Source organism: Xanthomonas indica, assembly GCF_040529045.1.
Taxonomy (GTDB): domain Bacteria; phylum Pseudomonadota; class Gammaproteobacteria; order Xanthomonadales; family Xanthomonadaceae; genus Xanthomonas_A; species Xanthomonas_A indica.
The window spans coordinates 49,039-70,492 of record NZ_CP131914.1 but is presented as its reverse complement, the minus strand read 5'-3'; the positions used below and the strand labels follow the sequence as shown (position 1 = coordinate 70,492).

Below are 21,454 nucleotides of genomic sequence, written 5' to 3'. Positions count from 1 at the left end.
GTCTAGGCCGCAGCGGCGTCCGCCGGCGCGGCAGGCAGTGCCGAGGCCACGATGCCATGCAACTGCGCAGCCAGCGCCTTGCGGTCGCTGCCCGGCGCCACCGCGATCGGAGCGTGGAAGGTCACCCTGACCACCGCACCGGACAGGCGCAGAAAGTGCGCGACGTGCGCGCCGGCCTGCATCTCGCCGTAGAAGGCGTAGGCATCGCGATCGCCGCTCTGCGCCAGCGGCTGCCCGTCGACGCTGCGCAACTCCAGCGTGAACGGCTGCAGCGTCCAGTGCCGCGCGCCGGGTTCGGCACTGAGGAACAGGGAGAACAGGCTGGACTTGAACGGCGCCACCCGTTCGCCGGAGGAAGTGGTGCCTTCGGCGAACAGCACCACGTCGTGATCCGGGCGCAGTTGCGCGGCGACCGCGGCCGCCACCGCAGCGGCATCCTGGCGGCGCCGGCTGATGAACACGGTCTGCGCCAGCGCGCCGATGTGGCGCATGCCCGGCCAGCGCTCCATGTCGTTCTTGGCGATGAAGCGTGCGCGCAGCAGACTGCCCAGCACCACGATGTCGAAGTGGGAGATGTGGTTGCCGACGAACAGCGTGCCGCCCGCCTCGCGCGGCACGCCCACTACCTCGACGCGGATGCCCAGGGCGCGCCGCAGGCAACCGAACCACAGCCGCGGCAGCACGAACGCGCCGCGGCCGTAGGTGAGGCGCATCAACAGCCACTGCGGCGGGATCAGCAGCACGCTGGCGACCAGGCAGATGGCCACGCGGACGACGGTGCGCAGGCGGCCGACGAGGGGGGCTGCGGCGGGGCGGGGCGAAGCGGCGTCGGGCATGGGCGGTGGCGGCTGGGGAGACGGTCGGCGCGCGCGCTGGCGTGGCCGCGGCGATGGTAGCCGAGGCCTGCGTCTTCGGCATCACACCGCCACCTCGTCCATGGCGTGTCGCGTGAGCGCATCAGGCGTCACGCCGTTTCCGCCTTCCCGATCCCGATGCCGTGCTTGCGCTCACGTCGTGCCTTCGCAGGTGTTTCAGATCCATGCCGCACCGGGGAATTGCATCTTCCGCAGATCAGCCAGCGCCCGATGGGCGTGGCGGTGACGCTTGCGCATTGTGGCTGCGTCCGCCGCGGCGCCGTTCGCCGTGGGGGCCATCCCGACCACTTCCAAGGAGCATGTCCATGCATCGTCCGATTTCCTATGCCCTGCTCGCCGCGCTGCTGGCGTCCACGCAGGCGCAGGCGCAAAAGGCGCCGCCCGCCTGCAGCGCACTGCCGGCCTACGTGCGCGATGCCGCGCGCGACATGGCGTACTGCATCACCATGGCCAACCCGATCGCCGCCTGCGGTTCCACCCAGGTGGACGTGCAGGTGTTCGGCAATGCCGAAGGGCGCCTGCCGAAAGCCGGCAAGGGACAGACCTACTACGAAGGCAAGGCGCGGCGCGATCCGGGCGGCGCGGCCGGCACCTATCGCCTGGTGTTCCTGGCCACCGACGGCAAGGCCAAGTCGACGATCGCGCAGCGCTACTACTCGGCCGATCACTACACCACGTTCTGCGCGGTGCAGTGAGGGCGTTCGGCTGGCGCCAGCCGCCACGGTGGGTGCCAGCCGATGCGACGCGCCAGCGGTGCGCGAGCATCAGGAGCGTCGCGTCAGATAGGCGGCGGCTGTGGTGCTTCCGCCCACGGATGCGTGACACCGAGGGGCGCGATGCTGTCGTTCGTGGCGGCTGAAAAGGGGTTCCAAACAGCACGACGAGGCGCACGCGTAGGAGCGGCTTCAGCCGCGACGAGGCGTTACCGGGGCAGCCGGTCGCGGCTGAAGCCGCTCCTACAGGGCAAACGTGTGTCGTGCCGAGGCGTAGCAAGGGCGAACGGCGATGCGACGCGGAGCCTGGCATACGCCGCGATGGCGACTGCAGCGTCAGTGCGTGCTATCGGCCTGCTTGCAATCCTCAGCTTGCGAGGTAGCAAACGACGTCAGGACCCACGCACCCTCAGGGCGTGCCTCGACGCCGTAGCGCCACGACTGGCGCACGTTGTCTGAGCAACTGGTAATGGCGATGCTGTCGCTGGTCGCGCCGTTGGCCGGCAGTGGCACGGGCGCGGGAAGCCGCTCGCTGGCGGGCGGCAGCGCTCGCGCGTAGCTCAGGACGATGGGACCGAGCTGGTCGAGATTGCCCATGCGCGCGCCGTCGCTGCGCGTACGGTGCTGCGCCAGCCAGTCGCGCACTTGCCGCCACTCGGGCGTGCCTGCGGCGTAGGTGTTGGTGCTGGACACGCGCAGGCTGTCTGGCGTACTCGGCGCGGCGTAGGCCGCTAGCGACGGCAAGGCAAGCAGCAGTGGGATCACGAGCCATCGCGCATGCCGGGGGCGCATCTGTCCGTTTTCGACCACAACATCGTTGCGCCTGTGCATCCGTCCGCTCCCTGCTGGTTGCCGATGGCGCGACGATAGCACCATCGGCGGCCACGTCCGCCGGCGTGCCGCCGCCAAGCCGCCCGCCGTGCCCGCGCTCAGCGTTTGCCGGGGCGATCGACCAGCGAGGCCTGCAAGGCGGTGGCCAATGCGGCGTCGCCGCTGACCAGGGCGCTCCAGCGCAGTTCCAGGCCCTTGCGTCGGCCCTTCTCGGTCAGCTTCAGGCCGTCCGGGTCCACGGTCAGGGTGTAGTGCACGCCGTCGATTTCCAGTTCGCGGCGCAAGGGTTTGTCGAGCGGGGTCATGCGGCGGCTCCCGTTTTCACGATGCGACGAGGGTAGCGGCGCCAAGGTGATGGCAGGTTCTGCAGGCGCGCCGGATGAAGACGCTCAAGATCGCCACCTACAACGTCAACGGCATCCGCAGCCGCTTGCCGCAGCTGCTGCAGTGGCTGCAGCGCGAAGCGCCGGACATCGTCGGGCTGCAGGAGCTCAAGAGCGTGGATGCGGGCTTCCCGCTGGCCGAGTTGCATGCCGCCGGCTACGGCGCGGTGTGGATGGGACAGTCGAGCTGGAATGGCGTGGCGTTGCTGGCCAAGGGTTGCGATCCGGTCGAGAGCCGGCGCGGCCTGCCTGGCGACCCGCGCGACACCCAGAGCCGCTACATCGAGGCGATGGCGCACGGGGTGCTGGTCGGCTGCCTGTACCTGCCCAACGGCAACCCGCGCCCGGGGCCGAAGTTCGACTACAAGCTGGACTGGTTCGCGCGCCTGCAGCGGCATGCGCAGCAGCTGGTGGCGTTGCCGCATCCGGTGGCGCTGATCGGCGACTTCAACGTGGTGCCCACCGATGCGGACATCTACAACCCGGCCTCGTGGCGGCGCGATGCGCTGCTGCAGCCGGAAAGCCGCCAGGCCTATGCCGAGCTGCTGGCGCAGGGCTGGACCGACAGCCTGCGCCAGGTGCACGGCGAGCGTCGCGTGTACACGTTCTGGGATTATTTCCGCCAGCACTGGCAGCGCGATGCCGGGCTGCGCATCGACCACATGCTGCTGAATCCGCCGCTGGCCGCGCGCCTGCGCGATGCCGGCGTGGACCGCTGGGTGCGCGACCTGCCGCATGCCAGCGACCATGCGCCGACCTGGGTCGCCGTTGGCGCATCGTCGGCCCGCGTTGCCACCGCGGCGTCGGCCAAGCCGAAGCGCGGTGACCGGAGCGCCGGAGGCAAGCCCAAGGGCAGCAAGGCGAAGAAGACCCCACGCACCGCCGCATCTGGCGCGACGGCGTTGGCGGAGAAGGCCGCAACGCGGGCCAAGCGCAAGACGACGGCCAGCGCCGCGGCGACATCGTCGACGCCAAAGCAGGCAACAAAGACGACACGCGCAACGAAGGCGACGAAAGCGACAACGCCGAAAGCGCAGACACCAAAAGCGCAGACACCAAAAGCGCGCAAGCCGCGTGCTGCGACCGAGGCGCCGCCGAAGCCCACGCGCGGCACCAAGCGCCGCAAACCACCCCTTCTCCCACCGGGAGAAGGTGGCGCGTAGCGCCGGATGAGGGGGCGGCGAAGCGGGGAGGGTGCCGATCCCCTGGCTACCGCCGCGCGGCGTGGCCGACGCGGCGTATGTCTTCCCTTACTTGAGCATCTCGGTAAAGGCGCGATCGGCCTCGATCACGTCGGGCAGCGCGGCGAACAGGGCGTCCAGGTCCACGTCGTCCATCAGCGGGCCGGTCACCGCCTGCCGTGCCTGCTCGTTGGCGCCGCCATGGCGTTCCAGCGCGTCGGCAACCAAGGCGGCCTGGGCGACGACCTTCGGCATCGGCTCGCCTTCCGGCGCCTGCAGCGGCCGCGCCTGGAAGGCGATGGCGGTCTGGATCACCTGCGGCAGGTGCCAGCGCCGCGCCAGCTCGGCGCCCACTTCCGGGTAGCCGAAGCCCAGTTGCACGGTCTCGTCGGCGGCGCGGCCGCTGGACGAGGCGTCCGGGTGCAGTTGCGCGGCGTAGTCGGGCGCGCCGGTCTGGATCAGTAGTTCGCCGATGTTGTGCATCATGCCGCAGGTGAACGCGGTCTCCGCGTCCAGGCCTTTCTGCCGCGCCAGCAGCCGGCACACGCCGGCCACTTCGAAGCTGTGCAGCCAGAACGCGCGCAGGTCGAAATGCGCCGGCGCATGGAAGGCGCCGGTCACCGAGGAGGCCAGCACCAGGGTGCGCAAGGTGTTGAAGCCCAGGCGTAGCGCTGCGTCTTCCACCGTGGTGGAATCGCGCGCGCCGCGGAAGCGCGCCGAATTGGCCAGCCGCAGCACCTTGGCCGCGATCACCGGGTCCCGTTCGATGTTGCGCGCCACCGCGTCCAGGCTGGTGCCCGGCGCATCGAACTGCAGGATCAGGTCCTGCGCCACCTGGGGAATGGTCGGCAGGGTGTGCAACTGGTCGAACAGCGCCTCTAGCTTCATGGGGACCCTCGGAACGGAACGGGAGGCGGGCAGGGCCGGCAGCCGGCCGCGCCGCCACGGTGGCGGACTGCGCGCATCCTACCGATTCGCGATGGCCGGCGTGTGGAAAACCGGCCTCGCGGCGACGGCCGCGCCCTGGTGCCGCGATGCGTGCGGCTCAGCCGGCGCCGCGCACGCGCAGGGTCAGGCCCTTGAGGAAGTTGCGCAGCAACTGGTCGCCGCACAGGCGGAAATTCTTGTGCTCCGGCTGCCGGAACAGCGCCGACAGCTCCGGCTTGGACACCGGGAAACCGGCCGCGTCGAAGATCTGGTGCATGTCCACGTCCTTGAGCTGGAACGCCACGCGCAGCTTCTTCAGCACCACGTTGTTGGTGACACGCGCTTCCACCGGGCGCGGCGGCAGGCTGTCGTCGCGGCCGCGGTAGTGGAACACCAGCCCGTCCAGCACGTGTGCGAGCACCGCGTCGCTGCATTCGACGAAGCCGTCCTCGTCCTCCTTCTTCAGCCACGCCGGGATCTGCGCCTTGTCGATCGCGAACGCGGGATCGGCGAGGTGCGCCAGATCGACGATCTTCTGGTCGCTCAGGTCGAGCATGTAGCGGATGGAGCGCAGGATGTCGTTGTTGAGCATGATCGGTGCGGGAGTGCCGGCAGGCCCGGCGAGGGGCGCTAGTCTAGGCGCTGGTCCGCATCAGTGCGTAGACCGCGCAACCCCGGGCCATGGCTGCGGTTCACCGAGGGTGTGCACGCGCTGCGGTTGCATCCACCGACGCATGCGCCATCATCGGCGCATGGACCATCCGATTCCCAAGCCGAACGCAGTCTCTGCGCTCAATCCGCGCCAGGAGCAACTGGTGGCGCTGGTGCGCCAGCAGGGCTATGCCGAGGTGGAAGGGCTGGCGGCGCGTTTCGAGGTCACGCCGCAGACCATCCGCCGCGACCTGACCCTGCTGTGCGAGGCCGGCGTGCTGCGCCGCTACCATGGCGGGGTGAGCCTGCCCTCGAGCGTGGAGAACCTGGCCTATGCGGCGCGCAAGTCGCTGCAGGCGCAGGAGAAGCGGCGCATCGCCACGCTGCTGGCGCAGCACATACCCGACGACGCCTCGCTGTTCATCAACATCGGCACCACCAACGAGGACGTGGCGCGCGCGCTGATGGGCCACAGCGGCCTGCGCGTGATCACCAACAACCTCAACGTCGCGGTGATGATGAGCGCCAATCCCAGCTTCGAGGTGATGGTGGCCGGCGGGCGCGTGCGCGGCCGCGACCAGGGCGTCACCGGCGAGGCCACCATCGAGCTGATCCGCCAGTTCAAGGTGGACTTCGGCGTGATCGGCATTTCCGGCATCGACCCCGATGGCACCCTGCTGGATTTCGACTTCCATGAGGTGCGGGTGGCGCAGGCGATCATCGAGCACTCGCGGCAGGTGTTCCTGGCCGCCGACCACAGCAAGCTCGGCCGCAACGCGATGGTGCGGCTGGGGCCGATCGGGCGGGTGCACGCCTGGTTCACCGACCGCGCGCCGCCGGCCGAGCTGGCCGCGGTGCTGGACGCGGCCGGCACCCGGGTGTTCGTCGCCGACGGGGCTGCCGCCGATGCGGCCGCGCGGCTGGACGCACCTGCGGACTGAGCCGTTCCGGCCTGGATCCGCACCCGGGTACAGGCTGGCGCCTTTGTTCGGATTGTTTCGTTAATGTTGCGTGACGTGGCGCGTTTGGCACGCCGCGCCGGCGCCGCTCTGGCGTTCTGCTGTCTGACGTACTGTCTGACGTATAAGCCATATAGCACTCCTGCCGTATTTCTACGGCACCGTCGACGCCACGCTGCACTGCAGCGTGATATGTTCGGAAATGTTCGTTTACGATCTTTTCGTCCTCAGTGCCGTGCCTGGCGCCCCCGCCGGCCCGGACACGACATTTCCGGAGTCGGCTATGCGTGAGACCTACGATGTGCTGGTGGTCGGTGGCGGCATCAACGGCGTGGGCATCGCCCGCGATGCGGTGGGTCGCGGCCTGTCGGTGTGCCTGTGCGAGCGCGACGACCTGGCCGCGCATACCTCCAGTGCCAGTACCAAGCTGATCCACGGCGGCCTGCGCTATCTGGAGCAGTACGAGTTCGCCCTGGTCGGCAAGGCCCTGGCCGAGCGCGAGGTGCTGCTGCGGCTGGCCCCGCACATCATCTGGCCGCTGCGCTTCCTGCTGCCGCACCAGCCGCACCTGCGCCCGGCGTGGATGATCCGCACCGGCCTGTTCCTGTACGACCACCTCGGCCGCGGCCGCCGCACCCTGCCGGGCTCGCGGCGCCTGGCGCTGCGCACGCATCCGGTGGGCGCGCCGCTGCGCGAGGAGTTCCGCACCGGCTTCGTCTACTCCGACGCCTGGGTGCAGGACGCGCGGCTGGTGGTGCTCAACGCGATGGACGCCGCGCAGCGCGGCGCGCGCATCCTCACCCGCACCCGCTGCGTCGGCGCGCGCCGCGTGGATGGCCTGTGGCAGGTGCAGTTGCAGCACGCCGACGGCCGCCGCGAGGAACTGCGCGCGCGGTCGCTGGTCAATGCCGCCGGGCCGTGGGCGGTGCAGTTCCTGGACGAGGTGGCGCATGTCGGTCACGACCACGCGCTGCGGCTGGTCAAGGGCAGCCACATCGTGGTGCCGCGGCTGTTCGAGCACGACCACGCCTACATCTTCCAGCAGCCGGACCGGCGCATCGTCTTCGCCATTCCCTACGAGCAGGACTACACCCTGATCGGCACCACCGACGTGGACTACCGTGCCGATCCGGCCGCGCCGCGCATCGACGGCGAGGAGACGCGCTATCTGTGCGAGGCGGCCAACCGCTATTTCCGCAAGCAGATCGCCCCGGACGACGTGGTGTGGAGCTACAGCGGCGTGCGCCCGCTGCTCGACGACGAGGAGGACAACGCCGCCGAGGTGACCCGCGACTACCTGCTGGAACTGGACGCGCGCGACGGCGCGGCCCTGCTCAATGTGTTCGGCGGCAAGCTCACCACCTACCGCAAGCTGGCCGAAGAGGCGGTGGACCGGTTGACCGCACACGCCGGGCGCAAGGTGCCGGCCTGGACGGCGCATGGCGCGCCGCTGCCCGGCGGCGAACGCAACGACATCGCCGCGTTGGCGCGCGAACTGCGCGCGGCACGGCCGTGGCTGGCCGAGGCCACCGCGCAGCGGCTGGCGCGCAACTACGGTACCCGCGCGGACACGCTGCTGGGCGAGGCGAGCTCGCTGCAGGACCTGGGCCAGCATTTCGGCGCCGACCTGTACCAGGCCGAGGTCGACTACCTGCGCCAGCACGAGTGGGTGGTGGAGGCCGACGACCTGCTGTGGCGCCGCAGCAAGCTCGGCCTGCGCGTGGACGCCGCCGGCCGCGAGCGCCTGGTCGCCTACCTGCAACAGGCGCCGGCCACCCTGGCCGCGGCACCGGCATGATCAAAACGCTGCCGCCGGCCCGGTTCGGGCCGCGGCGGCGCGTGCACAATCGCGCTGCGCCCGGCCCCCGCCGCGGCGCAGGAACCTGGACGCAACCGTGGAGGGTGGCAGGCATGGGTGGATCGACAACGGCAACGACGGCAGGCCGGGAGGCATGGGCATGAGCCGGCAACTGGTGGGTGAACTGATTTCCGAGGCGATCGCGATGCTGATCATCATCGCCTTCGGCTGCTCGGTGGCGTGCATGTACGTGCTCTACGACCCCAGCCCCTACCAGCACGCCTACTGGGGCGTGTGCATCGCCTGGGGCCTGGCGGTGACCATCGCCATCTACGTCACCGGCTCGGTGTCCGGCACCCACGCCAATCCGGCGGTGACCCTGGCGCTGGCGCTGTACCGTGGCTTTCCCTGGCCCAAGGTGCTGCCGTACTGGGTGGCCCAGGTGATCGGCGCATTCCTCGGCGCGTGGATCGTCTACCTGCTGTTCGCGCCGGTCATCGACCACTACAACCAGGCCCAGCATCTCACCCGTGCCGGCGGCGGCGCGGCCGGGGTGTTCTTCACCGCGCCGGGCCTGGCGATCACGCCGATGCACGCGCTGCGCGACCAGGTGATCCTGACCGCGTTCCTGATCTTCGGCATCTTCGCCATCACCGAGCGCTACAACGAGGCCGCGCCCACCGCCAATTCCGGTGCGCTGATCATCGGCCTGCTGGTGGCCACCATCGGCGCGTCGATGGGCTATCTGGAAGCCTGGGCGATCAATCCGGCGCGCGACTTCGGCCCGCGCCTGTTCGCCTACGTCGCCGGCTGGGGTTCCTCGGCGTTGCCGTCGGCCGACAACTACTGGTGGATCCCGATCGTCGGCCCGCTGATCGGCGGCGTGATCGGCGGTGCCGCCTACCAGTGGCTGATCTATCCGTTCCTGCCGGCACGGGTGAAGGCGCTGGAAGAGGAACAGGCCGCCGCGCGCCGCGGCTAGCGCCCGCCGGACGTTCGTTTCCGCGCGCTTTGCGCGCATCTCCCCATTCCCCGTTGGCGCCGCGCCCGTGCGCGCGGCGTGCATCCCGCAGGAGTCTCCGATGGAAAAGCAGTTCATCCTGGCCATCGACCAGGGCACCACCAGTTCGCGCGCGATCCTGTTCGACCGCCAGGGCCGCATCGTCGGCATGGCCCAGCGCGAGTTCTCGCAGATCTTCCCGCAGCCGGGCTGGGTCGAGCACTACCCGCGCGAGATCATGACCAGCGTCTACACCACGATCACCGAGTTGCTCAACAACCACCAGGTGGACGCCAGCGCGATCGCCGGCATCGGCATCACCAACCAGCGCGAGACCGCCGTGGTGTGGGACCGCGCCACCGGCCAGCCGATCTACAACGCCATCGTCTGGCAGTCGCGGCAGACCAAGGACATCTGCGACCAGCTCAAGGCCGACGGCCACGAGGACCTGGTGCGGGCCAAGACGGGCCTGCTGATCGATGCGTATTTCTCCGGCACCAAGGTCAAGTGGATCCTCGACCACGTCGAGGGTGCGCGCGAACGCGCGCAGCGCGGCGAACTGGCCTTCGGCACCATCGACAGCTGGCTGATCTGGAATCTCACCGGCGGCAAGGTCCACGTCACCGACTACACCAACGCCTCGCGCACGCTGCTCTACAACATCCATGAACTGCGCTGGGACGAGGAACTGCTGCAGCTGCTGGACATCCCCGCCTCGATGCTGCCGGAGGTGCGCTCGTCCAGCGAGATCTACGGCAATACCCAGGGCCAGTATTTCTACGGCCATGCGGTGCCGATCGCCGGCATCGCCGGCGACCAGCAGGCGGCGCTGTTCGGCCAGGCCTGTTTCGAGCCGGGCATGGCCAAGAACACCTATGGCACCGGCTGTTTCATGCTGATGAACACCGGCGAGAAGGCGGTGGCGTCGAAGAACGGCCTGCTCACCACCATCGCCTGGGGCGTGGACGGCAAGGTCGAGTACGCGCTGGAAGGCGCGATCTTCGTCGCCGGCTCGGTGGTGCAGTGGCTGCGCGACGGCCTGCGCATGCTCGGCAAGGCCAGCGATTCGCAGGCCTATGCCGAGCGCGCCGGCGACAACGACGGCGTGTACTTCGTGCCGGCCTTCGTCGGCCTGGGCGCGCCGTACTGGCGCAGCGACATCCGCGGCGCGGTGTTCGGCCTGACCCGCGGCACCACCAAGGAGCATTTCATCCGCGCCGCGATCGAGTCGATGGCCTACCAGACGCGCGACGTGCTGACCGCGATGCAGGTCGATTCAGGCATCGAACTGAAGGAACTGCGCGCCGACGGCGGCGCCATCGCCAACGACTTCATGGCGCAGTTCCAGAGCGACATCCTGGACGTGCCGGTGCTGCGCCCGGAAGTGGCCGAGACCACCGCGCTGGGTGCGGCCTATCTGGCCGGCCTAGCCACCGGGTTCTGGAAGAACCGTGCCGAGATCGCCCAGCAGTGGGCGGTGGACCGCCGTTTCGAACCGGACATGCCGGCCGAGCGCCGCGAAGCGCTGTACGCCGGCTGGCAGCAGGCGGTGGAGGCGACGATGGGGTTCCGGATTCGCTGAGGCGAACAAAACGCGTAGGAGCGGTTTCAACCGCGACCGTGCGTTCCTGGGAAAGCCTGGTCACGGCTGAAGCCGCTCCTACGACGGTGGGTTCTCTCTGATCGGCGATGGTTCAGACGTATTGCGTCGGCCCACGCGGACCCGGCACTGGCGCGTCCACGCCGCCGACCGGATCCTGGATCGGCGGGATGGTCGGGTCGGTCGGCTGGTCGGGGATCGGATCGATCGGCCGGTCCGGGGTCGGGTCCACACCGGGGTTCGGCACCTGGCCCGGCACTTCGTTCGGTGGCTGCTGCGGATCCTGGCCGGGATTGGGGGATTGCATGTGCATGGGCGTCTCCGTGCGATGAGCGGTCAGCGTGCGCGCTGGGCCGGTGGTTGTGGGTGAAGCGCACGGCAACGGTGGATGAAAGGCGGGCCAATCCGCGCGCCTGGCTGCCGCGATCGGCACGCATGCCGCTGGCGTGGATGCCAGCGCTCCGGCATGCTGCCGCCGCATGTGCCACTACGACCTGGTCATCTTCGATTTCGACGGCACCCTGGCCGATTCCTTCTCCTGGTTCCTGGCGACCATCAACGGCGTCGCCGACGAGTTCGGCTTCCGCCGCTTCGACGTGGCGCGGCTGGACGAGATCCGCAGCCTGAGCGCGCGCGAGCTGATGGCGCGCAGCGGCCTGCGCTGGTGGCGGGTGCCGGCGGTGGCGCAGCGCATGCGCACGCTGATGAGCGCGCAGATCGCGCGTATCGCCTTGTTCGACGGTGTCGCCGAGCTGCTCATGCAGCTGGCGCAGGCCGGGGTGCAGCTGGCCCTGGTCACGTCCAACAGCCACGCCAACGTCGAGCGCGTGCTCGGCCCCGCGTTGCTCGCGCAGTTTCGCGACGTGCGCTGTGGCGCGGCGGTGCTGGGCAAGCGCCGCAAGCTGCGCGCCAGCCTGCGCGCCTGCGGCGTTCCCGCCGCGCGGACGCTGTGCGTGGGCGACGAGATCCGCGATGCCGAGGCCGCGCGCCAGGCCGGCATCGCGTTTGCCGGCGTGGCCTGGGGCTATACCTTGCCGGCGGCCTTGCAGCCGCACACGCCGCTGCCGTTGCTGCAGCGGCCGGACGCGCTGGGGGCGCTGGTGCTGGGTACCGGTGCCTGCACGCAGTCGCGTCCGGCGCAGGCAGGCGCGCGCGGCGCCTGCGCGGTCGTGGGCGGTGACGCATGACGTGGCTGCCCTACGCGATCAGTGCGGTGATTGCGATCGTCTTCTTGGGCAGCGCCGCCCTGTCGATCGGTGCGCTGTATCGCATGGGGCGCAGCCAGGTGACGGACCTGCTGGAGGCTTCGTTTCGTAAGCAGGCGTTTCCGGGCGAGCACCGGCCGTTGCGTGGCAGCGACCTGACCGTGGTCAAGCGATCCAAGCAGACCATCGAGGGTAGCTACAGCCATGTGTATTCGATCGCGCCGGGCGCCCCGCTGCAGACCGCCGATGCGTTCTGGTACTGCGTCGGGCCGGGACCGAACTGGTTCCTGGCCATTCCGGTGGTGACGTCCGGCTTCGGCAAGGCGCAGGTGCATTGGATCGTGCGGCCGATGACCGAGGGGCGCATGCGCGTGGCGCTGCAGTTCGACCGCAAGGCGACCCGCCTGGCCTTCGGCACGCGGCCGGCTGCGCACTGAGCCTGTCGGCGCAAGCAGAGTGGTCGGAGGCGCACGGGGCGAAGGGACCTGTCGATCGCGTCCTTGCGCCATCCCACTGTCCTCGGCGTGCCAGGGGCATGCACCGCTATCGACGCTGCGGAACCCAGCGGCGCATCGAGTGCCATCTGGCGGAGGTCGGCCCCGCCATGCGCCGGCTGGCTCGGCCGGACGCCGAGCGGAATTGCTGCGCTGCAGGTTGATTGTTCACTTGTGATTGCTATATTCATATGCGAAAAGTCGCCGCGCCATCGCCATTCCGGGCGTGCATGCTGCGGCCTTCCTTCATCGCGCCCGACCCTGGGCAGAGGCGTGCCATGCGTGACCCCAGCAACTTCCGTCCCTCGCGCGTCCGTGGGCGATCCGCTGTGGCCGTCGTTCCGGATGTGCGCGCATGGCGCTGAGCGCTGTCGCCGCCGACGCCACCCTGGCGCCGCGTGCGCTGGGCGCCAGCGGCGTGCACCTGTCCACGCTGGGCTTCGGCGCCGCACCGATCGGCAACCTATACACCGAGGTGGACGATGCGGTGGCGCTGGCCGCAGTGGCCGACGCCTATGCCGCCGGCATCCGCCATTTCGACACCGCGCCGTACTACGGCTATGGGCTGAGCGAGCAACGCCTGGGGCAGGGTCTGCGAGGCTTGCCGCGCGCCAGCTACACGCTCTCGACCAAGGTCGGCCGCTGCGTCTACGACGATGCCGCGGCGACGCCAGGGCGCGAAGGCTTCGCCGTGGCCGGACGCCGCGCCGAATTCGACTACAGCCGCGACGGCGTGCTGCGTGCATTCGAGTCCAGCCTGCAGCGGCTCGGCACCGATCACGTCGATGTGCTGCTGCTGCACGACATCGGCCGCCTGACCCACGGCGCGCGCCATCCGGCGATGCTGCGGCAGGCGCTGGACGAGGCCTTGCCGACGATGGCCGCGCTGAAGGCGCAGGGCGCGTGCCGGGCGATCGGCATCGGCGTCAACGAGGAGGACGTGGCGGTGGAACTGCTGCCGCTGTTCCCGCTCGACTGCGTGATGCTGGCCGGCCGCTACACCCTGCTCGAGCAGCACGCCGCGCAGCGGATCATGGCGCAGGCGCTGCAGCGGCAGGTCGGCATCCTGGTCGCCGGACCGTACAGCTCCGGCCTGCTGAGCGATGCACGCGGGCCGGGCGAGACCTACAACTACGCACCGGTAGATGCAGCCACGCTGCAGCACGCGCAGCGCCTGTTCGCGGCCTGTGCGGCGCACGGCGTGGACGTGGGCGCGGCGGCGCTGCAGTTCCCGCTTGCGCATCCGGCGGTGAGCGCGGTGGTCGCGGGCATGCGCACGTCGGCGGAAGTGGCCAGCGCCGCCGCGCGCCTGCGCGCGGCGATTCCCGCGGCGCTGTGGCAACAGCTGCGCGACGACGACCTGCTGCGCGCGCCGGTGCTGACGCCGTGACCATCATCGACGCCCATGTGCATTTCTGGCGCCTGGCGCGTGGCGACTATGCCTGGCTGACCCCGGACCTGGGCGTGCTGTACCGCGATTACCTGCCCGAGGATCTGGCCGCGACGCTCGACACGCAGGGCGTGACCGCGCTGGTGGCGGTGCAGGCGGCGCAAAGCGAAGCGGAAACACGCTACCTGCTGCAGCTGGCGCGGACCGAGCCGCGCATCGCCGGCGTGGTCGGCTGGGTGGATTTCGAGGCGGCCGATGTCGCCGCACGCATCGCCGCGTTGTGCGCCGACGGCGCCGGCCTGCTCAAGGGACTGCGGCCGATGGTGCAGGACCTGGCCGATCCGCAGTGGCTGGCGCGGCCGCAGCTGGATGCGGCGTTCGACGCACTGCTGCAGCACGATCTGGCCTTCGACGCGCTGGTGCGTCCGCTGCACCTGCCGGCGCTGCTGACACGGCTGCAGCGTCACCCTCAGCTGCGCGTGGTACTGGATCATGCCGCCAAGCCGGCCATCGGCGGCGCCGACTTCCGGGCCTGGGCCGATGGCCTGGCGCAGCTCGCGCAGCATCCCAATGTGGTGTGCAAGCTGTCCGGCCTGCTCACCGAACTTCCGGCCGATGCCGCCATCGACACTCCGCTGCTGGCGCCCTACGTGGCGCAGCTGTTCGCCTGTTTTGGCGCGCAGCGACTGCTGTGGGGCAGCGACTGGCCGGTGCTGACCCAGCGCACCGACTACGCCGCCTGGATGGCGCTGGCGCAGGCCTGGGTCGCGCAGCATGCCGCTGGCGACGCCGAGGCGGTGTTCGCCGGCAATGCGCGGCGCGTCTATCGCCTGTCCGATTCGATTGTTTCCTCCTCCCCCACCTGGAGTCCCGCCCCATGACCACGTTCGCATCCGTTTCCGGGAGCCGCGCATGAGCGGCCGTCTGCAAGGCAAGCGCTGCCTGATCACCGCCGCCGGCGCCGGCATCGGCCGCGAGAGCGCACTGGCCTGCGCGCGCGAAGGCGCGCAGGTGCTGGCCACCGACATCGACGCCGCCGCGCTGCAGGCGCTGGCCGCCGAGGCCGACGGCATCGTCACGCAGACGCTGGACGTCACCGACGCCGGCGCGATCCAGGCGCTGGTGGCGGCGCAGCCGACCTTCGACGTGCTGTTCAATTGCGCCGGCTACGTGCACCAGGGCAGCATCCTCGATTGCGATGTATCGGCCTGGAAGCGTTCGTTCGCGATCAACGTCGATGCGATGTACTACCTGTGCCAGGCGGTACTGCCGGGCATGCTCGCGCAGGGCCGCGGCAGCATCGTCAACATGTCCTCGGTGGCGTCCAGCATCAAGGGCGTGCCCAACCGCTTCGCCTATGGCGTGACCAAGGCGGCGGTGATCGGCCTGAGCAAGGCCATCGCCGCCGACTACGTGGCCAAGGGCATCCGCTGCAACGCGATCTGCCCGGGCACGATCAAGACGCCGTCGCTGGGCGAGCGGGTCAAGGCGCTGGGCGGCGACGAGCAGGCAGTGTGGAAGAGCTTCACCGACCGCCAGCCGATGGGCCGCCTGGGCGACCCGCGCGAGATCGCGCAGCTGGTGGTGTACCTGGCCTCGGACGAATCCTCGTTCACCACCGGCCAGACCCACATCATCGACGGCGGCTGGTCGAACTGACCGCGCCTTCCCACTACGACAGAGGATTTCCCCATGAAACTGCTGCGTTACGGCGAACCCGGCCACGAACGCCCGGCCCTGCTCGATGCCGACGGCCACCTGCGCGACCTCTCGGCGGTGATCGACGACGTCGCGGGCGAGCATCTCACCGCCGCCGGCCTGGCCAAGCTGCGCGCGCTCGACCCGGCCACGCTGCCGCAGGTGGACGGCGAGGTGCGCTACGGCGCCGCCGTCGGCCGCGTCGGCAAGTTCATCTGCGTTGGCTTGAACTATGCCGACCACGCCGCCGAGTCGGGCATGGCGGTGCCGGAGATGCCGGTGCTGTTCATGAAGGCCACCAGCGCGATCAGCGGCCCCAACGACACGGTGACGATCCCGCGCGGTTCGCTCAAGACCGATTGGGAAGTGGAGCTGGGCGTGGTGATCGGCGACACCGCGCGCGATGTGTCGGTGGACGAGGCGCTGGCGCACGTCGCCGGCTATGCGGTGATCAACGACCTGTCCGAGCGCGCGTTCCAGCTCGAGCACGGCGGCCAGTGGGTGAAGGGCAAGAGTTGCGACGGCTTCGGCCCGATCGGCCCGTGGCTGGTCACCGCCGACGAGGTGCCCGATCCGCAGAACCTGTCGATGTGGCTGGAGGTCAACGGCCACCGCTACCAGAACGGCAGCACCCGCACGATGGTGTTCGGCGTGGCCGAGTTGGTCAGCCACATCAGCCGCTACATGACCCTGCTGCCGGGCGACGTGATCAGCACCGGCACGCCGCCGGGCGTGGGCCTGGGGCAGAAGCCGCAGGTGTACCTGAAGCCGGGCGACGTGATGCGGCTGGGCATCGAAGGCCTGGGCGAGCAGCGCCAGGCCGTGGTCGCGCATCCGCGCGACACGCAGTAAGCAACGCCGCGAGATGCAAAGCCCCTCTCCCGGGGGGGAGAGGGGCTGCTCCAGCGCTGTTTTTGACTGTTCTTCTCACCGCTTCACCCACCAGGATCCCCATGAGCAAAATCGTCGCGCTCGAGACCTTCGACGTTCGTTTCCCCACCTCGCGCGAACTGGACGGTTCCGATGCGATGAATCCGGATCCGGATTATTCGGCCGCCTATCTGCGCCTGCGCACCGACGCCGATGACGGCCTCGCCGGCTACGGCCTGACCTTCACCATCGGCCGCGGCAACGACGTGCAGAGCGCGGCGGTGGCGGCATTGGCGCACCACGTGGTCGGCCGCGACGTGGAGACGGTGATCGGCGACCTCGGCGGTTTCGCGCGCAGCCTCACCGACGACTCGCAGCTGCGCTGGCTGGGCCCGGAGAAGGGCGTGATGCACATGGCCATCGGCGCCGTGGTCAACGCCGCCTGGGACATGGCCGCGCGCCGCGCCGGCAAGCCGCTGTGGCGCTTCATCGCCGAGCTTTCGCCGGAGCAACTGGTGGCCGCGATCGACTTCCGCTACCTCAGCGACGCGCTGACCCCGGACGAAGCGCTGGCCATGTTGCGCGAGGCCGAACCGCTGCGCGCCGAACGCATCCAGACCCTGCTCGAACAGGGCTATCCGGCCTATACCACCTCGCCGGGCTGGCTCGGCTATTCCGACGAGAAGCTGGTGCGCCTGGCCAAGGAAGCGGTGGCCGACGGCTTCCGCACGATCAAGCTCAAGGTCGGCGCCAACGTGGAGGACGACATCCGCCGCTGCCGCCTGGCGCGCGCGGCGATCGGTCCGGACATCGCCATGGCGGTGGACGCCAACCAGCGTTGGGACGTGGGCCCGGCGATCGCCTGGATGCGCCAGCTCGCCGAATTCGACATCGCCTGGATCGAGGAGCCGACCAGCCCCGACGACGTGCTCGGCCACGCCGCGATCCGTCGCGGCATCGCCCCGGTGCCGGTGTCCACGGGCGAGCACACCCAGAACCGGGTGGTGTTCAAGCAGTTGCTGCAGGCCGGCGCGGTGGACCTGATCCAGATCGACTCCGCACGCGTGGGCGGCGTCAACGAGAACCTGGCGATCCTGTTGCTGGCGGCCAAGTTCGGCGTGCGCGTGTTCCCGCATGCCGGCGGCGTGGGCCTGTGCGAACTGGTGCAGCACCTGGCGATGGCCGATTTCGTCGCCATCACCGGCAAGATGGAAGATCGCGCGATCGAGTTCGTCGACCACCTGCACCAGCACTTCGTCGATCCGGTGCGGATCGTGCACGGCCGCTATCTGGCGCCGACGGCGCCGGGCTTCTCGGCCGAGATGCATGCCGCCTCGGTCACCCAGTTCCTGTATCCGGATGGCCCGTTCTGGAGTGCGGACCTGGCGGCGCAGGGCGGTTGATGCCAGCGGCTTGGTGCGCTTCCATCGATGGAAGCGCACCAAGCCGCAGCGAACCGGTCGCGGCTGAAGCCGCGCCTACGACAGCGACGGTGGCTCCGGATCGCTTTGCGTAGGAGCGGCTTCAGCCGCGACGAGCGAAGCCGATCAGCTGACCGGCCGCAGCAGCAGTCGGGACTGAAGTCCCTCCCACAACGCTTCAACCCGCGCGCTTGCGCTCCTGCTCCGCCAGCGCCGCCTGCAGCGAAAAGATCTGCAGCGCCTCGCGCCATTTCTCGCCGGGCGCCGAGCCGGGCAAGGGCTTCTGGAAGCGCCACATCAACTCCTCCCACGCCTGCACCCGCGGATCCGCGGCGTCGGCGGCGGCCTTGGCCGCGGGCGAGTAGTCCTCGTCCACCTCCATCAGCATCACCAGGCGGTCGCCACAGCGGTGGATGTCCAGCTCGCGGATGCCGGCCGCGTGCAGCGAGGCGACGATCTCCGGCCACACCGTGTCGGGACGGTGCCAGCGCTCGTACTCGGCGATCAGCGCCGGGTCGTCGTGCAAGTCCAGCAGATAGCAATGGCGCGGCATGGCTCAGGCCCCGCGGGCAGAGGGGAGGGGCGTCGCGCTGCGGCGCGAAGCTTGCAGCGCGAAGCCGAGGATCACCGCGAAGCCCAGCGCCGGCACCACGATCGCCCAATGGATGCCGGCATGGTCGGACACCGCGCCCATCACCGCGGTCAGCGCGGCGCCGCCGATGATCGCCATCACGATCAGCGAGGCGCCCAGCTTGCGCGCGTCGTCGTCCAGTCCGTCCAGGCCCAGGGCGAAGATGGTCGGGAACATCACCGACATGAACAGGCTGCTGGCGACCAGCGCGTACAGGCCGATCCAGCCCGGCAACGCCACCGCGACCGCGCACAGCAGCAGGTTGAGCAGGGCGAACACGCCCAGCAGCCGTGCCGGCGCCAGGAAGCGCAGCAGCGCCGTGCCGATGAAGCGACCGGCCATGAACAGCACCAGCGAGACGGTAAGGAAATCGGCGGCGGTCTTCTCCGGGGTGCCGGGCACGCCGTCCTGCAGGTAGCGGATCAGGTAGCTCCAGATGCCGACCTGCGCGCCGACGTAGAAGAACTGCGCGATCACCGCGAACATGAAACGACGGTTGCGCCGCAACTGGCCGAAGCCGCCGGCGCCGGCGCTGTCGCCACCGGCGCGGGTGGTCGGGAAGCGGGTCAGCCCGATCAGCAGCGCCCACAGCAGCACCACCGCGCCGATGATCAGGTACGGGGTCTGCACCGCCAGCGATTCGGTGGCGAAGAAGGCCTCGCGCGCGGCCGGCGCCATCGCCGCCAGTTCCTGCGGGGTGTGTTCCACGCCGGACAGGATGAAGTGCTGGCCGACCAGGATGCCGGTGATCGAGCCCAGCGGATTGAACGCCTGCGCCAGGTTCAGCCGCCGCGCCGCGCCTTCGGCGGGGCCGAGCACGGTGACCAGCGGGTTGGCGGTGGTCTCCAGGAACGCCAGGCCGCTGGCGATGACGAACAGCGCCAGCAGGAACAGCCAATAGGTGTGCACCTGCGCGGCCGGGTAGAACAGGAACGCGCCGACTGCGTACAGCAGCAGGCCCAGCACCACCGCGGCCTTGTAGCTGTAGCGGCGCATGAACATCGCCGCCGGGATCGCGCACACGAAGTAGCCCAGGTAGAACGCGCTCTGCACCAGGCCGGCCTGCAGGTCGGTCAGTTCGAAGGCCTTCTTGAACTGCTTGATCAGGATGTCGTTGAGGTTGTTCGCCATGCCCCAGAGAAAGAACAGGCTGACGATCAGGACCAGCGGCGCGAGCGCGGTCCGGGTGAGACTGGCGGGCGCCGGCGTGGCGCGTTCGCTGCTGTAGTGCATTGCCGCCTACCCCTCCCAAGGTGTGCCGCGTCGCGTTCGGATTGTCGGCGGAGCGTACTGCGCCGGCGAGTGCCATGCAAATATAAAATTTGAGTTCATATTTGCATGGTGCCGCCTGCGTTAATTCACGCAGCGCACGTCGCCAGCGGTGCGACCCGGTGCGGCGTCCCTGTACCCTAGCCCTCTTCACCTGCTGCCGGGTCCTCGACGGAATGACCACCCCTTTGCCCAAGTACCGCGCGCCCGCCCTGGACAAGGGGCTGGACATCCTGGAGCTGCTGGCGCGGGACGGGCGGCCGATGACCATGGGCGAGATTTCGCAGGGCATCGGCCGCTCGCGCGGCGAGATCTTCCGCATGCTGCAGGTGCTGGAAGAGCGCGGTTACCTGACCCGGGCCGCGGGCGAGGGCGGCTACACGCTGACCAATCGCCTGTTCATGCTCGGCATGCAGCAGCCGCGCGTGCAGAACGTCACCGAAGTGGCGCTGCCGGTGATGCGCGCGCTGGCCGACGCGATCCGTCAGCCCTGCCACCTGGTGGCACCGTCGGACGACCAGATCGTGGTCATCGCGCAGATGGACGTGCCCAGCGACCTGGGGCTGGTGGTGCGTCCCGGCCACCGCCGTCCCTTCGCGCACTCCACCTCCGGCCTGGTGCTGTTCGCGTTCCAGCCGGCCGACGCGCAGGCGCAGTTGCTGCAGCGCCTGGACGCCAGCGAGGTCGCGTACGACCGCGCCGCGTTCCTGGCCGCGGCGCAGGAGGTGCGCGCGTTGGGCTACAGCATCCATCCCAGCGAGGCGGTGGTCGGGGTGATCGACCTGACCGCACCGATCCTGCAGCACGGCATCGCCCGCTACACCCTCACCGTGCCCTTCATCGAACGCCGCCCGCAACCGATCGACGCGCAGGCGGCGATGCGCGCGGTGTGCGACGCCGCGGCGCAGATCAGTGCGGCGTTGGCGTAGGTGCCATGGCCGCCATTTGCCGGTGTGCCGTGGCGGATGCCTCCCTGCAGGAAGTGCGGTCGCGTCCTGTGTCGCATGCGGACTACGGCCAGCGAGACCAGCGCATGCCTGTGTCGCTGCGCATCGCGCGTGGTGGTCGGGTGACTGAGGGCAAGTGATGGCGAACGCGGTGTTCTATCTGTTCGCCGCGATCGTGGCGCTGCTGGCGGTAGGTCTCCATCGACACAACAAGCGCCGCATGGACGCCCTGCTGATGGCCTCGTTTCGCCACCTGTCCTTCACCAGCGACGGCATCGCTGTGCGCGGTGTGTATCTGCAGGTGCTGAAGAAGGCGCAACAGTTCATCCGCACGACGCAGCAGTTGTCGCTCTTGCCGGATAGCCCGGTCGTCAATCAAGGCGATGCGTTCTGGTACTGCCGCGGCCCCGGCGCACGCTGGTTCCTGGCGATTCCCACCGTGGTGTCGCGCGGCAGCGAACTGGAGGTGAACTGGGTCGTACGCCCACTCACCGAGCAGCGCATGCGCGCCGCGCTGCAGTTCGATCGCAAGGCATGCCTGCGTGCGTTCGGTGAGCCAGACGCATCCTGAGCGTTGTGACAAACCGCCCGATGGGTCGAATACCAATGCG

At 69.6% G+C, this 21,454-nt stretch carries 23 protein-coding genes; 15 read left to right on the top strand and 8 right to left on the bottom strand.

Going from position 1 to position 21,454, the window contains the following annotated elements; translation table 11 throughout:
• Positions 1 to 2: 2 nt before the first annotated feature.
• Positions 3 to 785: a lysophospholipid acyltransferase family protein gene (locus Q7W82_RS00305; RefSeq protein WP_311195522.1), complete on the bottom strand. Its 783-nt coding sequence runs from the start codon at positions 783 to 785 to the stop codon at positions 3 to 5.
• 395 nt (positions 786 to 1,180) lie between these two features.
• On the opposite strand from Q7W82_RS00305, the gene Q7W82_RS00300 reads away from it, so the two are divergent.
• Positions 1,181 to 1,570, top strand: a complete 390-nt coding sequence (locus Q7W82_RS00300; RefSeq protein ID WP_242161221.1) for a ribonuclease domain-containing protein — start codon at positions 1,181 to 1,183, stop codon at positions 1,568 to 1,570.
• A gap of 354 nt (positions 1,571 to 1,924) precedes the next feature.
• On the opposite strand, the gene Q7W82_RS00295 is transcribed toward Q7W82_RS00300, so the two are convergent.
• Positions 1,925 to 2,419, bottom strand: a complete 495-nt coding sequence (locus tag Q7W82_RS00295; protein WP_242161222.1) for a hypothetical protein — start codon at positions 2,417 to 2,419, stop codon at positions 1,925 to 1,927.
• Between the two features lie 98 nt (positions 2,420 to 2,517).
• Positions 2,518 to 2,724 (bottom strand): hypothetical protein, encoded by a 207-nt coding sequence (locus tag Q7W82_RS00290; RefSeq protein WP_242161223.1) that lies wholly within the window; start codon positions 2,722 to 2,724, stop codon positions 2,518 to 2,520.
• Positions 2,725 to 2,798: 74 nt separating this feature from the next.
• Here Q7W82_RS00290 and Q7W82_RS00285 point away from each other — a divergent pair, with 74 nt between their 5' ends.
• Positions 2,799 to 3,965 (top strand): exodeoxyribonuclease III, encoded by a 1,167-nt coding sequence (locus tag Q7W82_RS00285; protein WP_242161224.1) that lies wholly within the window; start codon positions 2,799 to 2,801, stop codon positions 3,963 to 3,965.
• An 87-nt stretch (positions 3,966 to 4,052) separates the two neighbouring features.
• On the opposite strand, the gene Q7W82_RS00280 is transcribed toward Q7W82_RS00285, so the two are convergent.
• Both Q7W82_RS00280 and Q7W82_RS00275 read right to left on the bottom strand, forming a co-directional pair.
• Positions 4,053 to 4,871: an HDOD domain-containing protein gene (locus Q7W82_RS00280; protein WP_160945652.1), complete on the bottom strand. Its 819-nt coding sequence runs from the start codon at positions 4,869 to 4,871 to the stop codon at positions 4,053 to 4,055.
• Between the two features lie 157 nt (positions 4,872 to 5,028).
• Positions 5,029 to 5,502 carry a DUF1456 family protein gene (locus Q7W82_RS00275; protein ID WP_242161225.1) on the bottom strand — a complete coding sequence of 158 codons (474 nt, stop codon included), beginning with the start codon at positions 5,500 to 5,502 and terminating at the stop codon, positions 5,029 to 5,031.
• A gap of 142 nt (positions 5,503 to 5,644) precedes the next feature.
• Here Q7W82_RS00275 and Q7W82_RS00270 point away from each other — a divergent pair, with 142 nt between their 5' ends.
• The 4 genes from Q7W82_RS00270 to glpK all read left to right on the top strand — a co-directional run bounded on the left by Q7W82_RS00270 (position 5,645) and on the right by glpK (position 10,900).
• Complete coding sequence (locus Q7W82_RS00270) at positions 5,645 to 6,502, top strand: DeoR family transcriptional regulator (protein ID WP_311195519.1); 858 nt, start codon at positions 5,645 to 5,647, stop codon at positions 6,500 to 6,502.
• A 301-nt stretch (positions 6,503 to 6,803) separates the two neighbouring features.
• Positions 6,804 to 8,318 (top strand): glycerol-3-phosphate dehydrogenase, encoded by a 1,515-nt coding sequence (gene glpD / locus Q7W82_RS00265; RefSeq protein ID WP_242161227.1) that lies wholly within the window; start codon positions 6,804 to 6,806, stop codon positions 8,316 to 8,318.
• Between the two features lie 160 nt (positions 8,319 to 8,478).
• Complete coding sequence (locus Q7W82_RS00260) at positions 8,479 to 9,300, top strand: MIP/aquaporin family protein (protein ID WP_017916383.1); 822 nt, start codon at positions 8,479 to 8,481, stop codon at positions 9,298 to 9,300.
• A 100-nt stretch (positions 9,301 to 9,400) separates the two neighbouring features.
• On the top strand, positions 9,401 to 10,900 hold the full coding sequence (gene glpK, locus Q7W82_RS00255; protein ID WP_242161228.1) for a glycerol kinase GlpK: 1,500 nt from the start codon (positions 9,401 to 9,403) through the stop codon (positions 10,898 to 10,900).
• 112 nt (positions 10,901 to 11,012) lie between these two features.
• On the opposite strand, the gene Q7W82_RS00250 is transcribed toward glpK, so the two are convergent.
• A complete protein-coding gene (locus Q7W82_RS00250) occupies positions 11,013 to 11,231 on the bottom strand; it encodes a hypothetical protein (RefSeq protein WP_242161229.1) in 219 nt (72 codons plus the stop codon).
• Positions 11,232 to 11,397: 166 nt separating this feature from the next.
• On the opposite strand from Q7W82_RS00250, the gene Q7W82_RS00245 reads away from it, so the two are divergent.
• From Q7W82_RS00245 to Q7W82_RS00215, 7 genes are all read left to right on the top strand, one after another.
• On the top strand, positions 11,398 to 12,105 hold the full coding sequence (locus Q7W82_RS00245) for an HAD hydrolase-like protein (RefSeq protein WP_242161230.1): 708 nt from the start codon (positions 11,398 to 11,400) through the stop codon (positions 12,103 to 12,105).
• Positions 12,102 to 12,560, top strand: a complete 459-nt coding sequence (locus Q7W82_RS00240; protein WP_242161231.1) for a hypothetical protein — start codon at positions 12,102 to 12,104, stop codon at positions 12,558 to 12,560. Before Q7W82_RS00245 ends, Q7W82_RS00240 begins: the two co-directional genes overlap by 4 nt.
• A gap of 412 nt (positions 12,561 to 12,972) precedes the next feature.
• A complete protein-coding gene (locus Q7W82_RS00235) occupies positions 12,973 to 14,007 on the top strand; it encodes an aldo/keto reductase (protein WP_242161232.1) in 1,035 nt (344 codons plus the stop codon).
• Positions 14,004 to 14,888 carry an amidohydrolase family protein gene (locus tag Q7W82_RS00230; RefSeq protein ID WP_242161233.1) on the top strand — a complete coding sequence of 295 codons (885 nt, stop codon included), beginning with the start codon at positions 14,004 to 14,006 and terminating at the stop codon, positions 14,886 to 14,888. Before Q7W82_RS00235 ends, Q7W82_RS00230 begins: the two co-directional genes overlap by 4 nt.
• A gap of 31 nt (positions 14,889 to 14,919) precedes the next feature.
• On the top strand, positions 14,920 to 15,666 hold the full coding sequence (locus Q7W82_RS00225) for an SDR family oxidoreductase (RefSeq protein ID WP_242161234.1): 747 nt from the start codon (positions 14,920 to 14,922) through the stop codon (positions 15,664 to 15,666).
• Between the two features lie 33 nt (positions 15,667 to 15,699).
• On the top strand, positions 15,700 to 16,557 hold the full coding sequence (locus tag Q7W82_RS00220) for a fumarylacetoacetate hydrolase family protein (RefSeq protein WP_242161235.1): 858 nt from the start codon (positions 15,700 to 15,702) through the stop codon (positions 16,555 to 16,557).
• Positions 16,558 to 16,658: 101 nt separating this feature from the next.
• A complete protein-coding gene (locus Q7W82_RS00215; protein ID WP_242161236.1) occupies positions 16,659 to 17,978 on the top strand; it encodes an L-fuconate dehydratase in 1,320 nt (439 codons plus the stop codon).
• A 196-nt stretch (positions 17,979 to 18,174) separates the two neighbouring features.
• Here the strand turns inward: Q7W82_RS00215 and Q7W82_RS00210 are convergent, their stop codons facing one another.
• Complete coding sequence (locus tag Q7W82_RS00210) at positions 18,175 to 18,549, bottom strand: L-rhamnose mutarotase (RefSeq protein ID WP_242159949.1); 375 nt, start codon at positions 18,547 to 18,549, stop codon at positions 18,175 to 18,177.
• Between the two features lie 3 nt (positions 18,550 to 18,552).
• Positions 18,553 to 19,860 carry an L-fucose:H+ symporter permease gene (fucP, locus tag Q7W82_RS00205; protein ID WP_242159950.1) on the bottom strand — a complete coding sequence of 436 codons (1,308 nt, stop codon included), beginning with the start codon at positions 19,858 to 19,860 and terminating at the stop codon, positions 18,553 to 18,555.
• A gap of 212 nt (positions 19,861 to 20,072) precedes the next feature.
• Here fucP and Q7W82_RS00200 point away from each other — a divergent pair, with 212 nt between their 5' ends.
• Positions 20,073 to 20,825 carry an IclR family transcriptional regulator gene (locus Q7W82_RS00200; protein ID WP_019796754.1) on the top strand — a complete coding sequence of 251 codons (753 nt, stop codon included), beginning with the start codon at positions 20,073 to 20,075 and terminating at the stop codon, positions 20,823 to 20,825.
• 157 nt (positions 20,826 to 20,982) lie between these two features.
• On the top strand, positions 20,983 to 21,414 hold the full coding sequence (locus Q7W82_RS00195) for a hypothetical protein (protein ID WP_242159951.1): 432 nt from the start codon (positions 20,983 to 20,985) through the stop codon (positions 21,412 to 21,414).
• Positions 21,415 to 21,454: the final 40 nt, after the last annotated feature.

What these genes read in the sequence shown, in the direction of transcription:
- Q7W82_RS00300 (WP_242161221.1), top strand. Translation starts at nt 1,181, where the DNA reads ATGCATCGTCCGATTTCCTATGCCCTGCTCGCCGCGCTGCTGGCGTCC.
- Q7W82_RS00295 (WP_242161222.1), bottom strand. Translation starts at nt 2,419, where the DNA reads ATGCACAGGCGCAACGATGTTGTGGTCGAAAACGGACAGATGCGCCCC.
- Q7W82_RS00290 (WP_242161223.1), bottom strand. Translation starts at nt 2,724, where the DNA reads ATGACCCCGCTCGACAAACCCTTGCGCCGCGAACTGGAAATCGACGGC.
- Q7W82_RS00285 (WP_242161224.1), top strand. Translation starts at nt 2,799, where the DNA reads ATGAAGACGCTCAAGATCGCCACCTACAACGTCAACGGCATCCGCAGC.
- Q7W82_RS00280 (WP_160945652.1), bottom strand. Translation starts at nt 4,871, where the DNA reads ATGAAGCTAGAGGCGCTGTTCGACCAGTTGCACACCCTGCCGACCATT.
- Q7W82_RS00275 (WP_242161225.1), bottom strand. Translation starts at nt 5,502, where the DNA reads ATGCTCAACAACGACATCCTGCGCTCCATCCGCTACATGCTCGACCTG.
- Q7W82_RS00270 (WP_311195519.1), top strand. Translation starts at nt 5,645, where the DNA reads ATGCGCCATCATCGGCGCATGGACCATCCGATTCCCAAGCCGAACGCA.
- glpD (WP_242161227.1), top strand. Translation starts at nt 6,804, where the DNA reads ATGCGTGAGACCTACGATGTGCTGGTGGTCGGTGGCGGCATCAACGGC.
- Q7W82_RS00260 (WP_017916383.1), top strand. Translation starts at nt 8,479, where the DNA reads ATGAGCCGGCAACTGGTGGGTGAACTGATTTCCGAGGCGATCGCGATG.
- glpK (WP_242161228.1), top strand. Translation starts at nt 9,401, where the DNA reads ATGGAAAAGCAGTTCATCCTGGCCATCGACCAGGGCACCACCAGTTCG.
- Q7W82_RS00250 (WP_242161229.1), bottom strand. Translation starts at nt 11,231, where the DNA reads ATGCACATGCAATCCCCCAATCCCGGCCAGGATCCGCAGCAGCCACCG.
- Q7W82_RS00245 (WP_242161230.1), top strand. Translation starts at nt 11,398, where the DNA reads ATGTGCCACTACGACCTGGTCATCTTCGATTTCGACGGCACCCTGGCC.
- Q7W82_RS00240 (WP_242161231.1), top strand. Translation starts at nt 12,102, where the DNA reads ATGACGTGGCTGCCCTACGCGATCAGTGCGGTGATTGCGATCGTCTTC.
- Q7W82_RS00235 (WP_242161232.1), top strand. Translation starts at nt 12,973, where the DNA reads ATGGCGCTGAGCGCTGTCGCCGCCGACGCCACCCTGGCGCCGCGTGCG.
- Q7W82_RS00225 (WP_242161234.1), top strand. Translation starts at nt 14,920, where the DNA reads ATGAGCGGCCGTCTGCAAGGCAAGCGCTGCCTGATCACCGCCGCCGGC.
- Q7W82_RS00220 (WP_242161235.1), top strand. Translation starts at nt 15,700, where the DNA reads ATGAAACTGCTGCGTTACGGCGAACCCGGCCACGAACGCCCGGCCCTG.
- Q7W82_RS00215 (WP_242161236.1), top strand. Translation starts at nt 16,659, where the DNA reads ATGAGCAAAATCGTCGCGCTCGAGACCTTCGACGTTCGTTTCCCCACC.
- Q7W82_RS00210 (WP_242159949.1), bottom strand. Translation starts at nt 18,549, where the DNA reads ATGCCGCGCCATTGCTATCTGCTGGACTTGCACGACGACCCGGCGCTG.
- fucP (WP_242159950.1), bottom strand. Translation starts at nt 19,860, where the DNA reads ATGCACTACAGCAGCGAACGCGCCACGCCGGCGCCCGCCAGTCTCACC.
- Q7W82_RS00200 (WP_019796754.1), top strand. Translation starts at nt 20,073, where the DNA reads ATGACCACCCCTTTGCCCAAGTACCGCGCGCCCGCCCTGGACAAGGGG.
- Q7W82_RS00195 (WP_242159951.1), top strand. Translation starts at nt 20,983, where the DNA reads ATGGCGAACGCGGTGTTCTATCTGTTCGCCGCGATCGTGGCGCTGCTG.